General features: G+C 71.4%; 20 protein-coding genes. 9 read left to right on the forward strand and 11 right to left on the reverse strand.

Annotated elements, in window-relative coordinates:
* Positions 1-9: 9 nt before the first annotated feature.
* The gene (nusA, locus tag RIN75_RS24840) at positions 10-1,023 is read right to left on the reverse strand and encodes a transcription termination factor NusA (protein WP_121226669.1); all 1,014 of its coding nucleotides are present in this window, start codon (positions 1,021-1,023) and stop codon (positions 10-12) included.
* Entirely contained in the window at positions 1,020-1,544 is a 525-nt protein-coding gene (gene rimP / locus RIN75_RS24845; protein ID WP_309114417.1) for a ribosome maturation factor RimP, read from the reverse strand. Before rimP ends, nusA begins: the two co-directional genes overlap by 4 nt.
* Positions 1,545-1,690: 146 nt before the next feature.
* On the opposite strand from rimP, the gene RIN75_RS24850 reads away from it, so the two are divergent.
* Positions 1,691-2,134: a hypothetical protein gene (locus RIN75_RS24850; RefSeq protein ID WP_309114418.1), complete on the forward strand. Its 444-nt coding sequence runs from the start codon at positions 1,691-1,693 to the stop codon at positions 2,132-2,134.
* Positions 2,135-2,136: 2 nt separating this feature from the next.
* Positions 2,137-2,559 (forward strand): ferritin-like domain-containing protein, encoded by a 423-nt coding sequence (locus tag RIN75_RS24855; protein ID WP_309114510.1) that lies wholly within the window; start codon positions 2,137-2,139, stop codon positions 2,557-2,559.
* Between the two features lie 221 nt (positions 2,560-2,780).
* Here the strand turns inward: RIN75_RS24855 and RIN75_RS24860 are convergent, their stop codons facing one another.
* Genes RIN75_RS24860 through RIN75_RS24875 form a run of 4 tightly spaced genes read right to left on the reverse strand, consistent with a single transcriptional unit; the run spans position 2,781 to position 5,898 of the window.
* Positions 2,781-3,491 carry a hypothetical protein gene (locus tag RIN75_RS24860; protein ID WP_309114419.1) on the reverse strand — a complete coding sequence of 237 codons (711 nt, stop codon included), beginning with the start codon at positions 3,489-3,491 and terminating at the stop codon, positions 2,781-2,783.
* A gap of 55 nt (positions 3,492-3,546) precedes the next feature.
* The gene (locus RIN75_RS24865) at positions 3,547-4,557 is read right to left on the reverse strand and encodes an aminotransferase class V-fold PLP-dependent enzyme (protein ID WP_309114420.1); all 1,011 of its coding nucleotides are present in this window, start codon (positions 4,555-4,557) and stop codon (positions 3,547-3,549) included.
* A gap of 55 nt (positions 4,558-4,612) precedes the next feature.
* Positions 4,613-5,095, reverse strand: coding sequence for a DUF4442 domain-containing protein (locus RIN75_RS24870; protein WP_309114421.1), 483 nt, complete (start codon positions 5,093-5,095; stop codon positions 4,613-4,615).
* A gap of 26 nt (positions 5,096-5,121) precedes the next feature.
* Positions 5,122-5,898 carry an SDR family NAD(P)-dependent oxidoreductase gene (locus RIN75_RS24875; RefSeq protein WP_309114422.1) on the reverse strand — a complete coding sequence of 259 codons (777 nt, stop codon included), beginning with the start codon at positions 5,896-5,898 and terminating at the stop codon, positions 5,122-5,124.
* A 26-nt stretch (positions 5,899-5,924) separates the two neighbouring features.
* On the opposite strand from RIN75_RS24875, the gene RIN75_RS24880 reads away from it, so the two are divergent.
* Positions 5,925-6,332: a YjbQ family protein gene (locus RIN75_RS24880; RefSeq protein ID WP_309114423.1), complete on the forward strand. Its 408-nt coding sequence runs from the start codon at positions 5,925-5,927 to the stop codon at positions 6,330-6,332.
* On the opposite strand, the gene RIN75_RS24885 is transcribed toward RIN75_RS24880, so the two are convergent.
* Complete coding sequence (locus RIN75_RS24885) at positions 6,228-7,265, reverse strand: ABC transporter permease (protein ID WP_309114424.1); 1,038 nt, start codon at positions 7,263-7,265, stop codon at positions 6,228-6,230. The two genes, RIN75_RS24880 and RIN75_RS24885, sit on opposite strands and share 105 nt — an antisense overlap.
* 127 nt (positions 7,266-7,392) lie before the next feature.
* On the opposite strand from RIN75_RS24885, the gene RIN75_RS24890 reads away from it, so the two are divergent.
* The 3 genes from RIN75_RS24890 to RIN75_RS24900 are packed head-to-tail and all read left to right on the forward strand — an operon-like array spanning position 7,393 to position 9,804.
* The gene (locus RIN75_RS24890) at positions 7,393-8,427 is read left to right on the forward strand and encodes a hypothetical protein (protein ID WP_309114425.1); all 1,035 of its coding nucleotides are present in this window, start codon (positions 7,393-7,395) and stop codon (positions 8,425-8,427) included.
* Positions 8,428-8,431: 4 nt separating this feature from the next.
* Positions 8,432-9,124, forward strand: coding sequence for a hypothetical protein (locus RIN75_RS24895; RefSeq protein WP_309114426.1), 693 nt, complete (start codon positions 8,432-8,434; stop codon positions 9,122-9,124).
* A complete protein-coding gene (locus tag RIN75_RS24900) occupies positions 9,121-9,804 on the forward strand; it encodes a haloacid dehalogenase-like hydrolase (protein ID WP_309114427.1) in 684 nt (227 codons plus the stop codon). Before RIN75_RS24895 ends, RIN75_RS24900 begins: the two co-directional genes overlap by 4 nt.
* Before the next feature lie 466 nt (positions 9,805-10,270).
* On the opposite strand, the gene RIN75_RS24905 is transcribed toward RIN75_RS24900, so the two are convergent.
* From RIN75_RS24905 to RIN75_RS24920, 4 genes are all read right to left on the reverse strand, one after another.
* On the reverse strand, positions 10,271-12,019 hold the full coding sequence (locus RIN75_RS24905) for a proline--tRNA ligase (protein ID WP_309114428.1): 1,749 nt from the start codon (positions 12,017-12,019) through the stop codon (positions 10,271-10,273).
* Positions 12,020-13,111: 1,092 nt separating this feature from the next.
* Complete coding sequence (yaaA, locus tag RIN75_RS24910) at positions 13,112-13,840, reverse strand: peroxide stress protein YaaA (RefSeq protein WP_309114429.1); 729 nt, start codon at positions 13,838-13,840, stop codon at positions 13,112-13,114.
* Between the two features lie 50 nt (positions 13,841-13,890).
* Positions 13,891-14,235, reverse strand: a complete 345-nt coding sequence (locus RIN75_RS24915) for a VOC family protein (protein WP_309114430.1) — start codon at positions 14,233-14,235, stop codon at positions 13,891-13,893.
* 40 nt (positions 14,236-14,275) lie between these two features.
* Positions 14,276-14,497 carry a hypothetical protein gene (locus RIN75_RS24920; RefSeq protein ID WP_309114431.1) on the reverse strand — a complete coding sequence of 74 codons (222 nt, stop codon included), beginning with the start codon at positions 14,495-14,497 and terminating at the stop codon, positions 14,276-14,278.
* Between the two features lie 86 nt (positions 14,498-14,583).
* On the opposite strand from RIN75_RS24920, the gene RIN75_RS24925 reads away from it, so the two are divergent.
* From RIN75_RS24925 to RIN75_RS24935, 3 genes are all read left to right on the forward strand, one after another.
* Positions 14,584-15,519 carry a helix-turn-helix domain-containing protein gene (locus tag RIN75_RS24925; RefSeq protein ID WP_309114432.1) on the forward strand — a complete coding sequence of 312 codons (936 nt, stop codon included), beginning with the start codon at positions 14,584-14,586 and terminating at the stop codon, positions 15,517-15,519.
* Positions 15,520-15,586: 67 nt separating this feature from the next.
* Positions 15,587-16,072, forward strand: a complete 486-nt coding sequence (locus RIN75_RS24930) for a hypothetical protein (RefSeq protein ID WP_309114433.1) — start codon at positions 15,587-15,589, stop codon at positions 16,070-16,072.
* A 203-nt stretch (positions 16,073-16,275) separates the two neighbouring features.
* Positions 16,276-17,259, forward strand: coding sequence for a serine protein kinase RIO (locus RIN75_RS24935; RefSeq protein ID WP_375296017.1), 984 nt, complete (start codon positions 16,276-16,278; stop codon positions 17,257-17,259).
* Positions 17,260-17,282 lie beyond the last annotated feature (23 nt).

Raw genomic sequence — 17,282 nt, forward strand, 5'->3', positions numbered from 1 at the left:
TCCTGACGCTCAATCAGCCGAACCGGATGTGGTCGCACCCGTGGGGGCGCCCGCCACATCGCTGCGGATGTCGATCTTCCACCCGGTGAGCCGGGCGGCCAAGCGGGCGTTCTGGCCCTCCTTGCCGATGGCGAGGGAGAGCTGGAAGTCCGGCACGACGACGCGCGCCGTCTTGGCCCGCTCGTCGACCACCCGCACGGACACAACCTTCGCAGGTGACAGGGCATTCCCGACGAACGTGGCCGGGTCCTCGGAGAAGTCGATGATGTCGATCTTCTCGCCCGCCAGCTCGCTCATGACGTTGCGCACACGGGCGCCCATCGGGCCGATGCACGCCCCCTTGGCGTTGACGCCGGGGACCGTGGAACGGACCGCGATCTTGGAACGGTGACCTGCCTCACGTGCCACCGCGGGGATCTCCACGGTGCCGTCCGCGATCTCCGGGACCTCCAGCGCGAACAGCTTGCGCACCAGGTTCGGGTGGGTCCGGGACAGGGTGATCTGCGGGCCGCGCGCGCCGCGGGAGACGCCCACGACGTAGCACTTGATCCGCGAGCCGTGCTCGTAGGCCTCGCCGGGCACCTGTTCGGCGGGCGGCAGGACGCCCTCTGTGTCGCCGATCTGCACCACGACCATGCCGCGGGCGTTGGCCCGGGCGTCGCGCTGCACGACACCGCCGATGATCTCGCCCTCCTTGGCGGAGAACTCGCCGAAGGTGCGCTCGTGCTCGGCGTCGCGCAGGCGCTGGAGGATGACCTGGCGGGCGGTGGTGGCGGCGATGCGGCCGAAGCCCTCGGGCGTGTCGTCCCACTCCTCCAGGACCTGGCCGTCCTGGCCGATCTCCTGGGCGAGCACGCGCACGACACCGGTCTTGCGGTCGATCTCCACGCGCGAGTGCGAGTGGTGGCCCTCGGTGTGCTTGTAAGCGGTCAGCAGGGCGGTCTCGATGGCTTCCAGGACGGTGTCGAAGGGGATGTCCTTGTCCCGTTCGATCGCCCGCAGTGCGGCGATGTCGACGTTCACTCCGACTCCTCCTTCGGCGCGCGGCCCTCCAGGAGCGCCAGCTCCTCGACGGGCGGCTGCTTGAACTCCACTTCGACGACGGCGCGCTCGATCGTCCGGTACTCGACGCGGCGCAGCTCGCCCTTGACCAGCAGCACGACGCCCGTGTCGTCGGCCTCGCCGACGCGGCCGAACCACTCCACCTGGTCGGGCTGCTTGACCTTGACCAGGCGCAGCTTGGCACGCTTCCAGTGGCGCGGCTTGGTGAGGGGGCGGTCGGCGCCCGGCGACGTGACCTCGAGCGTGTACGGACCCGCGATGAGGTGCTCGTGCGCGTCGAGGGCGGCGGACACGGCGCGGCTGGCCTGCGCCACCTCGTCCAGGCCGACCCCGTCGTCGCCGTCCACGACGACCTTCACCAGCCGGCGACGCCCAGCCTGGTTCACGTCGAGCGTCTCGAGGTCGAAGCCGATGGCCTCGACCGCTTCCCGCACGACGGGTGCTAGCTGCGCGGCGAGATCTCCGCGCGGCGGGCTGGACACGTGGTGACTCCTTGGCTTCGAGTGCAGAGGGCACGGCGACCCCGGCCGACGCTGCACTCGCCGGCCGTGGTCGCCCAGACTATCTCGTCTCCGGGCTCCCGCACGCCGCAGAGGCGATCACGACGTCTCTGGCAGGATCGGGACGCGTGATCGGAAGAACGGCGCTCAGCAGGCGCGGCGTGCTGCTGGCGGTGGCGACCGCGCCGCTGGCAGTCGCGTGCACCACACCCCCGCCTCCCCCTCCCCCACCGGACGTCCTGGAGGACCTGGTCCGCGCGGCCCGCTCGGATGCCGCGTTGGCCACGGCGGTGGGTGCAGTGGAGACGGCGGCGGCACGCACCGAGCACGCGACGCGCCTGGCCGCCGAGGTGGACCGGGCAACCCCGAAGGTCCCCACGACGTCCTCTTCCTCGGCCACCCCGACGTCGGTGGCACCGCCTGCCGGCGCGACCCGGGAGCAGTTGGTCATGGCGCTGCGGGCGGCGCAGAAGCAGGCGGCCGACCTGGTGCCGACCGTGCCGACGCACCGGGCGGGGTTGGTGGCGTCGGTGTCGGCCGGGTGCGCGAGCTTGCTGGAGGCCTTGTCTTGAGTGTGGATGCCGTTCAGGACGCTTTGGCGGCCGAGCACGCGGCGGTGTGGACGTACGGGCTGGTCAGCGCGTTCATCGAGCAGCAGGCGGCAGCCGTGGGGGAGGGTGCTCTCGCGCACAGGTCGCGCAGGGACACCACGGAGCGCTGGCTGCGCGACAAGTCCGCCACGCCCCGCCCGCCGGCCCCGGCTTACCTGCCCCCGCAGCCGGTGGACAGCGCGGCGTCGGCCATCGCGGCGTTGATCGCGGTGGAGACGGACGCGTGTGTGGCGTGGCGCGGGGTGTTGGAGCGGACGGACGACGCCGAGCTGCGCAAGTCGTCGCTGGATGCATTGACGACGTCGGCGGTCCGGGCGACCCGGTGGCGCAAGATCGCCGGCGTGACCCCGGTGTCGATCGCCCTCCCCGGCACGGCCGTCGGCTGATGTCGTACCCGCGTGGGATGATCGAGACGGGGGCCGGAGGCCGCACCTGGGCTCTCGTCTCGTTCCCCCAAGCGCCTTCGTCCGCAGGCTTTCCGCACCGCGGCGCCCGGCGCCGGCTGGGCGGGCGCGCCGGCTGGGCGGGCGCGCCGCGCGCCCGACATGAGCTGGGCGGGCGCGCCGCACGACCGGCACGAGTCGGGCGGGCGCGCCGCGCGACAGAGCTACGAAGCCAGGCGCAGGGCGTCGTTGCTGATCCGGTCCAACAGCTTCCGGTCGCGTTCCGACGACTTCGCCGCGCCGTAGAAGTCCGATTCGACGATGACCAGCTCACGCCCCTGCAACTTGGACGCGTACTCCCCGTGCGCCACCCAGTCCGGGCCGCCCGGCACCTTCGCCACGCCCTCCCGCGAAAGGTCGTAGACGTTGCCGGTGTTGTCGCCGTCCAGGAACTTCTTCAGGTCGGCCGCCGCCTTGTCGTCGGCCATCTTCACCACCACCACCGACACCAGCACCTGCTTGCCGCTCGCGCTCACCGTGTACAGCGACCGCGACAACTGCTGGCACGGCGTGGTCGTGAAGTACTCCTTCGCCTTGCCGTAGGCGTGCGGCGCGCACGAGCTGTCCAGGACCGGCTCCGGGGCCTGAGGGGCGCGGGCGAACGAGAATTCACCCGTCGGGGCCGTAGAGGTGGTGGTCGGTGGCGGCTCGGGGTCGCCCTTCGGCATCACCACGAGCCACACCAGGCCGGACGCCACGGCCACACCGACCAAGCCCAGCCCCTTCAGCAGCCAGCCTTGCGGGAGCTGACGACGAGGGGGTGCGGGTGGGGGCGGCGCACCCATCAGGGAGTCGAGCTGCCCGATCTCCGACCGCCACAGCGGCGCGGTGTCCGACGGTCGCGTCGGCGGGACGCGCGGTAACCGTTGGGTCACCTCTTCAGGTGATTCGGGAGGAACCGACACAAACCGTCACGGTAACGGACGGGCGCTACGCGAGCGCTTCGAGCACTAGATCGACGTCGGCCGCCGTGTTGTACAGGTGGAAGCCGAGCCGGGTCCGGCCGGCGCGGGTCGCCGAGCGCACGCCCGCCGCCGCCAGGCGATCTGCCTGCTCCTGGGTCAGTTCCAGGGAGACGATCGCGCTGCCCCGGGTGGGCAGGCCCAGGGAGGACAGCAGGGAGTCGGCCAAAGCCACGTTGTGGTCGCGGACGGCGGCCAGGTCCAGGGAGGCCAGGTACGGCAGGGCGACCGCGGCGCCGTACTGGGCCAGCCAGACCGGCGAGATGTCCAGGCGACGGGCGTCGCCCGCCAGGCGGAGGGGGAGGCCGTAGACGGAGTCCCACGGGTCCTCGCCCGCCCACCAGTTGGCGGCGACGGGCTCCGCGCGCTCGACACCGACCGGGGAGCAGGCCAGCCACGCCGAGCCGCGTGGCGACATCAGCCACTTGTAGCCGGCCGCGACGACGTAGTCCGCCCAGTCCAGGGTCAGGGGCAGCCAGCCGACGGCCTGGGTGGCGTCCAGGAGCACGGGCACGCCGGCCTCGCGCAAGCCGTCCAGGTCCACGATCCGGCCGTCGGCGGACTGCACGACGCTGACCGCGACCAGGTCGTGCCCGGCCGCTGCGGTGGGGACGTCTGCCAGGTCGACTTCGGTGATCTCGCAGCCGCGCGCGGCGAAGGGGAACGTGAGGGACGTGAAGTCGCCGCGCGCCACCAGGACCCGCGAACCGGGGCGCATGCCCGCCGCCACGTTGGCCACCAGCTGCGAGACGGAAGCACCGCTCGCCACCTGCGACACCGGGGCGCCGACGAGCTTGCCGAAGGCCTCGCGCGCGGTGGTCACGGCGGGTTCGGCGCTGGTGGGGCCGTCGAGGCCGGCGGCCCACCGGCGGACGGCGTCGGCGACCTCGGCGGCCACGGGCGCCGGCGGGATGCCGATGCTCGCGGTGTTCAGGTAGCCGGCGGGGACGTCGAAGGCGGAGCCGAAAGCGGTGCGCATGACCATCATCACTACCGTGAAAGCTTCACCCAGTCCAGCATTTGGCCGATGGATCTCAGGCTTTGAGCGCCTCAGACGCCCGTTCGTCCGGTCGCGAGTCCTTGCGGCGGGCGTAGACCTGCTTGCGGACACGGGCCACCACGGTGCCGTCCTCGGCCACCACGTCCACCGGGAACCACAGCAGTGCCCGGCCGCCGTCCGCCGCCTGCCTCCGCAGCTCGTCGAGGTGCTCGTCGGTCAGCTTGAACTCGGCGCAGACGGTTCCGCGACCCGGCTTCACGAAGTCGATCTCGCCCGCCCGGTCCCACACCACGTGGTCACGGCCCAGGTGGCGCAGCACCAGCAGCATCCAGAACGGGTCGGTCATCGCGAACAGCGAGCCGCCGAAGTGGGTGCCCACGTAGTTGCGGTTGTACCAGCGCAGGCGCATCCGCACCTTGGCGTACCGGTAGTCGTCGGACAGGGCGACGACCCGGATGCCGGCGAACAGGAACGGCGGCCACAGGTTCATGCCCCGCCGCAGACGAGAAGCCTTCACGCGAGCCATGTTACTCGCCAGTAAGGTCAGTGCAGCCGGATGATGTTGCCGGTCACACGCTTCGCGGCGGGCGAGCACAGGAACGCGATCACGTCCGCCACGTCTTCGGGCGTGCCGACCTTGTGCTGCGCGCGGACGGCGTCGTTCACCCAGCCGGTGTCGGTGACGCCGGGGTTGACCACGTTCGCGGTCACGCCGTGCGGGCCGAGTTCGGCGGCGGCGGACATGGTGAAGTTGTCGATGGCCGCCTTCGCCGCGCCGTAGGACACCTCGCTGGGGAACCCGTTCGGCCCGCCCGAGGTGAGCGAGACGATCCGGCCCCAGTTGCCGCCGCGCGCCAGGTGCCGGCGGGCGAACTCGGCGATCAGCAGCGCGCCGGCGCGGGCGTCCACGGCGAACTGGGCGTCGAACGTCTGCGGCGTGACCGCCTTGAGGACGCGGCCGAACTGGTCGGTGTCGGTGGCCAGGAACGTGTCCTGCACCCACCCGGAGGCGTTGTTGACCAGCACGTCCACCGGCCCGAACAGGCGCTCGGCGGTGTCGAACAGCAGGGCGGGCGCGGTGGTCTCGGTCAGGTCGACCTCGATCGCGTGCGCCTTGCCGCCGGCCTCGGTGATCGCGGCCACCACGGCGTCCGCGCCGGCCTCGCGGGCGGTGAAGTACTCCTCGGGCACGCTCGGGTCGGGCGCGGGCGCGAACCGGAGGAACGTGATCAGGACCTGGACGCCCTGCGCGGCGAGGGCCTTCGCGGTCGCGGCCCCGATGCCCTGGTTGGCGCCGGTGACGATGGCGGTGTGCTGCACAAGACCGGATCCTGCACGATTGATCCATGCGCAGCGAGGAAATTGAGATCCGGACCGGCGGGCAGGAGGTCGTCCACGACCTGACCCGCGTGTGCGAGGACTTCCTGCGGGACGAGGACGGCGACGGCCTGCTGCACGTGTGGGTCCCGCACGCCACGGCAGGCCTCGCGGTGCTGGAGACCGGCGCGGGCAGCGACGACGACCTGCTCGCCGCCCTGCGCGACCTGCTGCCCAAGGACGACCGCTGGCGGCACCGGCACGGCAGCCCCGGTCACGGCCGTGACCACGTGCTGCCCGCGCTGGTGCCGCCGTACGCGACGATCCCGGTGCTAGGCGGTGCGCTGGTGCTGGGCACCTGGCAGTCGGTCTGCCTGGTCGACACGAACGTCGACAACCCCGTCCGCAAGGTCAGGCTGAGCTTCCTTCGCGGGTAGCAGGAGGATCAGGAGGCCGGCTAGCGCGAGGCCGACGAACACCCAGACCTGGGCGGCTTCGAGGGTGCCGTTCTGGAGCAGGGCGCGCAGGCCCTCGGTGGAGAAGCGGAACGGGGTCCACGACCACAGCAGGGCCCGGTACGCGGGGTTGAGCAGTTCGGGGACCTGGCCCGCGACCGCGGGTGCCATCAGGTACAGCGGGGCCAGGACGGCCATCGCGCGCAGGCCCAGCAGGCGGAGCAGGCCGGCCTGGAGCAGTGCGAAGGACAGCGCGACCAGGGCCAGGTAGCTCAAGACGTCCCAGCCCAGGGGCAGGGTCGAGTCCCACCACGCGAAGAAACCGGCGACCACGGCCACCGCCGGCACGGCGGCGGTGGTCGCGCCGAGGAGTCGGGTGCCGAGGCCGGTCTTGTTCCGGGTGGACAGCAGGGTGAAGGCGGCGCAGGCGACCAGGCCGCCGATCCACAGCAGGGCGCTCGCGGCCAGCGGCGCGGTCCGGCCGGCGGCCGAGGCAGGGTCGAGGGTGACGACCTTCGCGGGCAGGCCCGCGCCCTGCGCGACGCCGCTGAGCACCTGCTGGGCCACCTGCGTGCCGGACGGGTTCACCGCGCCCGACAGGACGACCGTCGCACTCCCCGGCGCGAGTTCGAGCACGCCGTAGACGTCCTGGGACTTCAGCAGGTCCCGGGCCTCGGCGGGCGCGGCGACCCGCCACGACACCTCCGCGGAGTCGGTGCCCGCGAGCTTGTCCGCCACCGCGCGCAACTGCGGCGGGGCGTCCGCGCCGACCGCGACGGCCAGCGGGACGTCGGCGGGGTGGACCGTCGCCTGCACGCCGAACGTGACCAGCCCGAGCACGAGCGCCACGAGCGCGCCGACGACGGCGGTGGCCACCGCGACGACGGCCGGCGGCCGGTCCTGTGGTGTGGCCATGAGTGCCTCCAGAACTTGTTCATCACCTGTTGAATTCGGAGCGTACGACCGCGCCGCACGCAAGTCAACGAGTGCTGAATTAGCCGGGTCGGCCCGGTCGCCGGAGTCGGCGGGGTACGGTTTGCCGGTGACTTACCCAGGTGACGGGCAGAGCAACTGGGGAGGCCAGTCCGGCCAGGGCGACTGGGGGCAGCAGAACCAGGGCTACCCGCAGCAGGGGTACGGCGGCTCCTACGACCCGCAACAGCAGCAGTACGGCCAACAGCAGCAGTACGGGCAGCAGCCGGGCTACAACGCGCCTTACGGCGACCCGTACGGCCAACAGCAGGGCTACCCCCAGCAGCAACAGCAGTTCGGGGGCTACGGCGGCCTCGGCGTGTTCTCCGGTGGCGAGGAGCCGCCGAAGAAGAGCAACGCCAAGGTGTGGATCGCGGTCGGCGCGGCGGTGGCGGTGCTGGTGGCGGGCGGTCTCGCCGCGTACTTCCTGACCCGGCCCGACGACAAGCAGAACACGGTCGCCCAGACCTCGTCGTCCGAGCCCAAGGCGACGACCACCACCAAGCCGAGCACCACCGCCACCAAGCCCAGTGCCCCGGCCGAGGCGTGCAAGGCGTCGAAGGCGGACTGGAACTGCCTGGCCGTGGAGAGCCTGCACTACAGCTACGACGTGCCCAAGACGTGGTCGCCCAGCTCCGGGTCGGCCAGGTTCCAGACCATCCCGGACTTCGCGCTCACCGGGCTGACCCTGTTCGGCAAGTACGACTGCCAGGGCGGCGGCTACAACCGGGGCGCGACCGGCGGCGCGGTGCTGCCGGCCGGCGACATGGCGGCGGTGGCCAAGGACCTCGCGGAGAAGATCACCACCGAGTACTACAGCTCGGGCAAGACCCGCGACATCAAGCTCACCGAGCCCAAGGCGCTGAAGATCCCGAACAACAACGGCGGCCAGATCGACGCCGTCCAGGTCGACGCCACGGTCACCACCTCCGGCAACGAGTGCCTGGCCACCAAGGGCATGGTGAAGATCCTGATCCTCAAGAGCAGCAAGGGTCTGCACGTGTTCATGGCCAACGGCGACCTGGAAGGCGGCCCGGCCGACCCGAAGCCGCCGACGGAGGCCGACCTGCAGGCGATGGTCGACTCCGTGAAGCCGCTGGGCTGACGCCATGACCTACTCCGGACTCGGCTACTACCAGCCCCCGCCGCCGCCCAAGCCGAACCGCCGTCCACTGTGGATCGCGTTGTCGATCATCGGTGTGCTGGTGGTCGCGGGCGGTGTGGTCGCGGCGATCGTCCTCAACCAGGGCGACTCCCGGGCCACGCCGACGACCTCCGCGCAGCCCGCGAAGCAGACCAAGTGGCAGACGGTCGAGGACACCCAGTCCGGCGTCTCCTACGAGCTGCCGGAGTCGTGGGAGACGTCCGGCGGCGGCGTGGCGGGCCGGGTCCGGCTGGCGAAGTCCGCGGTGTCGCGGCCGTTCGAGTGCCAGGGGCGCAACATGATCCAGGCGCAGATCGGGTCCGGGTCGGTGGCGTCCGACTCCCCCGTCGACATCGCCACCGAGGTCGCGACCGGCATCGCCAAGGGCGGTTACACCGTGGACCGCAAGGAGCCCCGGCTCGGGGAGCCGAAGGTCGAGTCGGAGAGCGACGACCGGGCCGTGGTGAGCGTCAAGGCCGAACCGAACGCGGTGAACCCGTGCTTCGCGCCCAAGGCGACCGTCACCGCGATCGCGATGCGCGACGGCAACAAGGTGGCCGTGGTCGTGCTCAACGTCGCAGAGGGCGGCCCGCACGTCGCTGAGGGGCCCAGCGCGGACGAGGTGGAGCACATCCTGGAGAGCGTGCAGAAGCTGTGAACACGTTGGTGCTGTGGGACATCGACCTGACCCTGATCGACGCGCGGGGCCTGGGCCACACCTGGTACCGGACCGCGTTGCAGGCCGTCACCGGGCAGGACCTGGTGCACGTGCCGTCGTTCCCGGGGCGCACCGAGCGGGCCATCACGCTGGAACTGCTGGCGCTGCACGACATCGAGCCCACCGACGAGATGGTGGACCGGCTGCACGCCGAGCTGGTCGCGGTCGCCACCCGGGAGGCCGACCTGCTGCCCACCCACGGCCACGCCCTGCCCGGTGCGGCGACCGTGCTTTCGGCGTTGGCGGGGCACGAGAACGTGGTGCAGTCGCTGGTCACCGGGAACCTGGTGGAGATCGCCCGGTTCAAGCTGGCCGCATTCGGCCTGGACACCCACCTGGACTTCGAGATCGGCGGGTACGGGACCGTGTCGGAGCACCGGCCGGAGCTGGTGCTGGAGGCCGTGCGGCTGGCCGGGGCCAAGCACGGCAAGGAGTTCTCGGCGGTGGTCGTCGGCGACACCCCGCACGACGTGGACGCGGCGCTGCACCACGGCGCCCTGGCGATCGGCGTGGCGACCGGCCGCAGCAGTGTCGCCGAGCTGGAGGAAGCCGGCGCGCACGTGGTCCTCAAGGACCTCTCGGACACCGAGGCCGCACTGGCCGCCATCCTCCGCCACTGATCAAATTCACCCGCTGGTGTGAACCACTCGCGGGCAGCATGGACGTTGTGCGGGAGTGGCGGCGGTCGGTCCGAAGCTGCCCGTCGAGCCGGGGGCGTGCTGCCCCGGTCGACGGGCAGCTCGACGTGCTGGCCAAGGCCGGGGTGGGCGGCTGGCACCGGTGCTCGCGCTGGTCGGGCTCGGGCTGGCGTGAGAGGTCCACCAGCGGCGCGAGTCCACAGTGGACGAACCGGCCGCGGACGACGGCCGGGTGCGCCGGGCGCTGCTGGAGTCGGTGCGGGCGCAGTGGGTGTCCGGTGCGCTGGACCGGTCGCTGGAGGCGGTCGCTGGAGGCGGTCGCGCGGATCGAGGTGGGCCTTCCTGCTGCGCCGGACCGGCGGCGGGCACGCGTTCGTGCACCGCATGCTCCTGGACCACTTCGCGGGGAAGGGCCCCGGCGGCCCCGAAGCCCTCCCCACGCCCAGGCTCAGCCCCGGACCAACGCCCGGAGGTGCTCCACGACCTCGTCCACCGCGACCTCGACCCGCTCGCCCGAGCGGCGGTCCTTGACCTCGACGACCCCGTTGGCCAGGCCGCGGCCCACGACCACGATCGTCGGCACGCCGATCAGCTCGGCGTCCGCGAACTTCACGCCGGGGCTGGCCTTGCGGTCGTCCAGCAGCACCTTCAGCCCGGCCGCCGACAGCTCGCCCGCCAGCTTCTCGCCGCCCGCCGCCAGCGCCTCGTCCTTGCCCGCGACCACCACGTGCAGGTCGAACGGCGAGACGTTGCGGGGCCAGATCAGGCCGCGGTCGTCGTGGCTCTGCTCGGCGATGGCCGCGACCAGGCGGGACACGCCGATGCCGTAGGAGCCCATGGTGACCCGGATGGGCTTGCTGTCCGGGCCCAGGGCGTCCAGCGCGAACGCGTCCGCGTACTTGCGGCCGAGCTGGAAGATGTGCCCGATCTCGATGCCGCGCGCCGCGACCAGCACACCCTTGCCGTCCGGCGACGGGTCGCCCTCGCGGACCTCCGCCACGTCGATCACGCCGTCCGGGGTGAAGTCGCGGCCCTGGACCAGGTCCACCACGTGGTGGTCGGCCTTGTCCGCGCCGGTCACCCACGCCGTGCCGCGCACGACCCGCGGGTCGACCAGGTAGCGCACCCCGTTGGCCTGCAGCGCGCCCGGCCCGATGTAGCCCTTGACCAGGAAGGAGTTCTTCGTGAAGTCGGACTCCTCCAGCATCGACACCTCGGCGGGCGACACGGCGGCTTCGAGGCGCTTGAAGTCCACCTCGCGGTCGCCGGGGACGCCGATCGCCAGCAGCGTCGACTCCTTCGCGCCCGGCTGGGTGAGCTTGACCAGGACGTTCTTCAGCGTGTCCGCCGCGGTGAAGGTCCGGCCGAGGCCGGCGGCGTTGAGGAAGTCGACCAGCGACTCGATGGTCGGCGTGTTCGGCGTGTGGTGGACCTGCGCGTCGGGCTTGTCCTCGATCGACTGCTCCGGCGGCGCGGGCGTCGCCACGGCCTCGACGTTGGCGGCGTAGTCGGACTCGGTGCTCCGGACGAACGTGTCCTCACCGGTCGGCGCGACGGCCAGGAACTCCTCCGACGCCGACCCGCCCATCGCGCCGGACGTGGCGGAGACGATCACGTACTGCATGCCCAGGCGGTCGAAGATGCGGATGTAGGCGTCGCGGTGCTGCTGGTAGGAGTGCGACAGCCCCTCGTCGGTGAGGTCGAAGGAGTAGGAGTCCTTCATGACGAACTCACGCCCGCGCAGGATGCCCGCGCGGGGCCGCGCCTCGTCCCGGTACTTGGTCTGGATCTGGTAGAGCGTGACCGGGTAGTCCTTGTACGAGGAGTACTCGCCCTTCACGGTGAGCGCGAACAGCTCCTCGTGGGTGGGTCCGAGCAGGTAGTCGGCGCCCTTGCGGTCCTTGAGCCGGAAGATGTTGGGGCCGTACTCGGTCCACCGGTTGGTGGCCTCGTAGGGCTCCTTGGGCAGCAGGGCCGGGAACTGGATCTCCTGCGCCCCGAACGCGTCCATCTCCTCGCGCACGACCTGCTCGATGTTGCGCAGCACCCGCAACCCGAGCGGCAGCCACGAGTACCCACCCGGCGCGACCCGCCGGACGTAGCCGGCGCGGACCAGCAGCTTGTGGCTGGGAACTTCGGCGTCGGCCGGGTCCTCGCGCAGGGTGCGCAGGAACAGCGACGACATCCTCGTGATCACGGTGGGTGCTCCTCGTGGCGCGGGTTGTCCCAGGAAGGGTAGTGAACAGCCGCCAGTCGGTTCCAACCGGTTGTCGGCCGGGGTGTCGGTGGGTCGCCGGGCAGGGTGGCGCGGGTTGCCCGGCGGGGTGGCGGGGTTGTCCGGCGGGCGGGATGGCGGCGGTTGTCCGGCGGGCGGGATTGTCGGTGGTTCGTGGGATCATGGAAGCGGGGGCCGGAGGCCGGCGCGAGTGCGGTCAGCGGGCCGGCTCAATCCACGATCCGGAGGCAGCGCAGCGGCTGCTTTTCGCCGCGCAGCGGCTGCTTTTCGCCGCGCAGCGGCTGCTTTTCGCCGCGCAGCGGCTGCTTTTGCGCCGTAGGCGCTGCTTCGCGCCGCAGGCGCTGCTTTTGCTCGGACTTGCCAAGCCACAGCGGGGCCTCGGTTCGTCCCCCGTACGGCCTGGGCGCAGCCCAACCACGCTTCGGTCCTTTCCGCAACCACGCTTTACCGGTTGCGGAAAGGGCCGAAGCGTGGTTGCCTCCGGCAGGTCGTACGGGGGACGAACCGACGCCCTTCCTCCCCCCGGGGGCCTCCAGGCCCGCTTTTGGCTTTTGATCTTGCGAGCGCGTCAGCGCGTTCAGCTTGCGAGCGCGTCAGCGCGGTTCAAGAGCGCGAAGCGCGTTCCTCCTCCAGCAGCGCGGAGCGCGTTGCGTTGAGCCCCGCGCAGCGTGGACTTGAGCGCGTAAGCGCAATTTCAAAGATTAAAAGAGCCTCGCCGGCGGGCGAGCCGCCAAGGATGACACACTACAACGGCGGGGGCTTCTTGCTTGTGTCATCCCCGCATGACCCGGCAAAGCCGACCACATTTTTGGTCGGGTGCCGCTAAAAATTTTGCTCGTTCCTCACAAAATTTTCGGCCGCACCCGACCAAAAATGTGGTAGCCCTTCGGGCGGGCCATACGGGGATGACACAAGCAAGAAGCCCGAGTTGAGGTGTGTGCCCCGGCGGCACTGCCCGACGGCGCTGCGCGCCCAAAGCAGGCGCTGCGCGCCGAAAAGCGGGGCGCAGCGCGCCGAAGAGCAAGGTGCTGCGCGCGATGAGCGCGATGGCGGTTAGACGACCAGTTCGAAGTGGCGGTCGCCGGCGGGTTCGAGGCGTAGGCCGGCGTTGGTGGCGATCTTCACCAGGTTCCGCACCTGCGGCACCGCTCGCGAACGCACGATCGCGCGCGCCAGCAGCCCCTTGTGCGCCTTGTTGAAGTGGCTCACCGCCTGGCGCCGGCCCGATCCGTCCTCCGTCACCACCTTCACGGTGATCGCGTGCGGGATCTTCGCCAGTGACGAGTACGGGGCCGAGCGCAGGTCGATGATCTCCCGGCCTGCCAGTGCGGGGGTCAGAACCGGTCGCCACAGAGTGCCCAATGGGCCGACAGAAGGCAGGACGTTGCCGCCCGAAAGCCGGTAAGCGGGGATCGGGTCGGCGCCTTGAACAACGCCGAACAAAGCCGACGCCACGGCCAGTCGCTCGGCGGCTCGTCCCCGCTCGACGCGGGTCAGGCTCGCCATGTCCAGGGCGTCGTAGAGGACGCCGGTGTACCGGGACAGAGCCGGCAGGGTCGGGGACGTTCGCAAAGCGGCGTTGCGGGCCACCTCGTCGGACTGGCGTTCGGACAGGCCGAGCACGGCCAGGCTCGCCGGCACGTCACCCGCCAGGTCCGCCAAGGCGTCGACCAGCTTCGCCCGCACGGGGTTCAGCTCGGGCATGGACAGCGCCTCGAACGACAACGGCGGACCGTCGCCGCCGGCCGCCTTGGTCTCCGACGGGGGAAGCAGCACCAGCACGAACGGGCAGCCTAGTCCGGCGACGCCCCCGCGCCGCCGGACCACCGCCTTCACCCGGCCTGGCCCACGCAGAACTGATTGCCGTCCGGGTCGGCCAGCACGGTCCAGGTCAGGCCGGGGACGGTGTGCTCCGCCACCTCCGTGGCGCCCAGTGCGATCAGCCGGGAGACCTCGGTGGCGCGGTCCTCCACGACGGCGTCGAAGTGGAGGCGGTTCTTGCCCGGGACCGCGTCGTCCACGCGTTGGAGGCCCACTTGCGGGCCGCCCTCGGTGGCCGGGGCCAGGAGCAGGAACTCGCCCCAGTCGTGCGAGACCTCGGTGTTCAGGGCCTTGGTCCAGAAGTCGGCCAGCTTGCGCGGGTCGGCGGTGTCGATGGTGATCATGGCGATGTTCATGACGGGGGACGCTAGTGACGACCCCGACAAAACCTGCCGGTCAGACCGAGCGGGGCGTGAAGCGGGCGTGCATCGGGGCCTGGCGGACGGTGGTGTGGTCGGCGGCGGCGTGGAGTTCGGTCTCCACGCGGGCCAGGTCGCGGTCGTCCACGTCGTAGCTGCCGGCCAGGCGGGAGCCGTAGCGGGACTGGCGGTGGTGGTTGCGTTCCAAGCCGTAGACCACCAGCGCGAGAACGGTCAGGGCGATGAGCAGTGCGGTCATGGCACCAACTATGCGACCGCCAAGAACCTGCCACCATTGGCAGCTTTGCCGTTGTGCGTCAAAATCCAGCCAGCTACGCTTCCCCCATGCTCAGATCCGTCGCCGTCCCCGTCATCGACGGGGTCACGCCGTTCGAGTTCGGCGTCATCTGCGAGGTCTTCGGGATCGACCGGACCGACGAAGGCGTGCCGCCCATCGACTTCAAGGTGTGCGGCGAGCGGCCCGGTGAACCGGTCCGGACCAGCGTCGGCGCCTCCCTGGTCGCCGACCACGGGTTCGAAGCCCTGGAGACCGCCGACCTGGTCGCGGTGGCCGCGTGCAAGGTCCGCGACGGCTACCCGCAGGCCCTGCTCGACGCGGTCGCCAGCGCCAAGACCGTGCTGTCCGTGTGCAGCGGCGCGTTCGTGCTGGGCGCGGCGGGCCGCCTCGACGGACGGCCCTGCACCACGCACTGGCGGTACGTGGACGAGCTGGCCGAGCGCTTCCCCAAGGCTCAAGTGGACCCGGACGTGCTGTTCGTGGACGACGGCGACGTCATCACCAGCGCGGGCACGGCGGCGGGCATCGACGCGTGCCTGCACGTGGCCCGCCGGGAACTCGGTGCGACCGCCGCCAACGCCATCGCGCGCCGCATGGTCGTCGCCCCGCAGCGGGAAGGCGGGCAACGCCAGTTCATCGTCCAGCCGACCGTGCACGAGGCGGACAGCCTCCAGCCGACCCTGGCCTGGATGATGGAGAACCTCACCACCGAGCACACCGTGAGCAGCCTCGCCCGGCAGGCCCGCATGTCCGAACGGACGTTCGCCCGCCGGTTCTCCGCCGAGACCGGCACCACCCCGCACCGCTGGCTCACCACCCAGCGCGTCCTGCGCGCCCGCCAGCTCCTGGAGGAGACGAACCTCGGCATCGAGGCCATCGCCCACCAGTGCGGCTTCGGCACGGCCGCCCTCCTGCGCCACCACTTCAACTCCGTCGTGGGCGTCGCGCCCAAGGACTACCGACGGTCGTTCGCACACCGGTGAGCGGCCAAAAGCGTGACTGACCGCAGCGAGCTGTCACCTCTCGTTACGCTGCTGATTCAATAAGCGCGTGAGCCTCGACACACCCGCCGATGACTCCGCCACACCGAAGGGCCTGCGCGGCGTCATCGAAGACCTGCGGACCGACGCCATGGACGCGCCGGAGACGTTGAAGCGCGTCTGGTGCGGACTGGTCCAGGCCCGACTGCTCGGCCTGCGCCTGGCGACCGACACCCGGTTCCGCCGGCTCCAGGTCAACGCCGAGTCCGTCGAGCACCAACTGGCCCGCGACCTGGGCACCTCCGCCGCCTTCGCGGGCGAACGGCTCACCCTGCCCACGAGCTGCGCTCCCACGCCGCTGCCGCCGGAGGAAGTCCAGGACGCGGTGGACGTCCTGGTGGAGTTCAGCGCGACCGCCCGCCGCACCATGCTCGCCGCCGCGCCGAGCGCGACCCAGTGGGACGACGAGCGCGTGCTCCGCCACGACTCCAAGGTCATGGGCGAACTCGGGGCCGCCTGGCTGGGCCGGCGCACCAGCTACCGCGTCGATCATTAATTCGCTTGCGCCGGGCGTCGCCCGCCCGGCACCCTGCACCGCGAACGCAAGCGCCGGGTGATCCGGTGGACCCGAGGAGGTGCCAGATGGCTATCGCTGTCCGGGACGTGGCACCGACCCGTCCACTCGCCCCGCAGGCCTAGCGCGCCGACCACACGCGCCGGCTGGGGCGACCACCTCCTTCCTCTTTGGAGATCACCCCAGTGCGCAAGCACAAGTTCAACCTGCACTCCGACGACCTCGACGACGACTTCGAGGACGCTTTCGAGCACGCCGACGACCTGACCTGGGGCGCCAAGCGCCGCCGGACCGAGGACGACGTCGAGCCGACCCGCCGGGGCCGGCTCACCGAGGAGGCCCGCGACCGCCTGGCGCAGCAGCGCGAGGAGGCCGAGGACGCCGACGTCCCCGAGGACGGCGACCGCTGGACCACCTGGGACACCGCCGACCGGGGCCCCGAGCCGTGGCCGGGGTGGCTGGTCACCGACCTGTCCGCGGTGGACCGGGAGCTGGGCGTGCTCAAGACCGGCAAGGAAGCGGACGTCTTCCTGCTGGAACGGGCCGTCCCCGGCACGGACCGGTCGTGCGTGCTGGCCGCGAAGCGGTACCGCGGCAACGACCACCGCATGTTCCACCGGGACGCGGGCTACCTCGAAGGTCGCCGCATGAAGAAGTCCCGCGAGACCCGGGCCATCGCCAACCGCACGGCGTTCGGGCGCAACCTGATCGCCGAGCAGTGGGCGGTGGCCGAGTTCGCCGCGCTCAGCGTCCTGTGGCAGCGGGGCGCGCCGGTGCCCTACCCGGTGCAGCGGGCGGGCACGGAACTGCTGCTGGAGTTCATCGGCACGGACGGCGCCGCCGCACCTCGGCTCGCCCAGTTGCGGCCGGAGCCCGACGAGCTGCTGGACCTGTGGCGGCAGCTGGTGGACGCCCTGGGCATGCTCGCCTCGGCGGGCTACGCGCACGGCGACCTCTCGGCGTACAACCTGATGGTGCACGACGGCCGGCTGGTCGTGATCGACCTGCCCCAGGTGGTGGACCTCGCGGCCAACCCGCGCGGGCCGGAGTTCCTGGAGCGGGACGTGCGCAACATCGTCGGCTGGTTCAGCCAGCGCGGCCTGCCCGTGGAGATGGCCGACCCGATGGAGTTGACGGCATCGCTGCTCGATCTGGCCGGATTGCGCTGAGCAGCGAGGTCGCGTCGGCTTGT

This window comes from Saccharothrix sp., from assembly GCF_031180885.1.
Classification (GTDB): Bacteria; Actinomycetota; Actinomycetes; order Mycobacteriales; family Pseudonocardiaceae; genus Actinosynnema.